At 50.4% G+C, this 1,059-nt stretch carries 2 protein-coding genes; one reads left to right on the top strand and one right to left on the bottom strand.

Going from position 1 to position 1,059, the window contains the following annotated elements:
- Positions 1 to 560, top strand: a 560-nt coding sequence (locus J7438_RS25835) for a DUF2220 domain-containing protein (protein ID WP_209278904.1), incomplete at its 5' end; no start/stop codon positions are given.
- A gap of 245 nt (positions 561 to 805) precedes the next feature.
- On the opposite strand, the gene J7438_RS25830 is transcribed toward J7438_RS25835, so the two are convergent.
- On the bottom strand, positions 806 to 1,059 hold a 254-nt coding region (locus J7438_RS25830; RefSeq protein WP_209278903.1), incomplete at its 5' end, for a hypothetical protein.

The raw sequence follows: 1,059 nt of genomic DNA, 5'->3' as shown, positions 1-1,059 counted from the left end.
TCGCCGGTCTCGCAGAAAACGGTTTTGAACGCCGCTTTGGCCTGCGGTTTGATGAGCCACTGGTGCGCTACCGGTTATTGGATCATCCCGGCCCGGTGACGGATATCACGGTTCCGGTGTCGCAATTCATAGACCCGGGAACCGGCAAGGTGTTCATCACGGAAAACAAGGTCAATGGTCTTGCCTTTCCACCGGTACCGGATGCCATTGTAATCTTTGGGCTGGGCTATGGTATTCAGTCACTGTCTTCCATTAGCTGGTTAAAGGGAAAAGAGATTACATATTGGGGCGATATTGACACCCACGGTTTTGCCATACTCTCCCGCCTGCGGCAGCATTTCCCGCAAGCCCGCTCCTTATTGATGGACCAGGCCACCCTGCAAGCGCATCTGGAACTTTGCACGGAGGAGTTGGACAGTAAACGTTTTACCGGTGAACTGGCGGGACTTACCCCGGATGAATTGCCATTGTTTGCGGCACTGAAGGATAACACCTACGGGAAAAACCTGCGTCTTGAACAGGAACGTATCGGTTATGGTTGGCTGTTGGATGCCCTTTGACCGTTGATAGCATTAGCAGCGAAAATCTACCGATTCACTCCGCTGTCATCCTGCACAGGACCCTTCCCACAGGGAGGTATATGCCCGGCAAGATAGTTCTCACTGCAAGGTGGGTTCAGTACATCCTATATGGAATAACAGCGGAGTAAAGTAACTGGTTTTCTGCAATGGATCCCTTAATGTCTAACCTGAGACGGGAGGCAAAAATCCAGGGTGAGGTCTTTCTTTTTGAACACATTCAAGTTTCATGACGCTGGTTTCCCATCAATTGTATTGAAACCGTGTAACAGGTTTCCCGGATGTTCCGGTTGTGATAGCTGATTAATACGTTTGTCCAGCTCAGTCACTCTGTCAGTCTTTACCTGGCTCATTTCATGGGCTGGTTCCTGCGTAGAAACACTCTGCCTGTTCATTCGTTCTCTGATTCCCTGAATACCCTGTGATACCGAGTTGACCGCAGCGCTTGCCAGTTCTTTACCACGGGTCAGTGGTTTCATCG

Source organism: Thalassotalea sp. G20_0, assembly GCF_017744175.1.
Lineage (GTDB): Bacteria > Pseudomonadota > Gammaproteobacteria > Pseudomonadales > Endozoicomonadaceae > Endozoicomonas.
The sequence above is the reverse complement of the archived record's forward strand: the minus strand, read 5'-3'. Positions and strand labels throughout refer to the sequence as shown.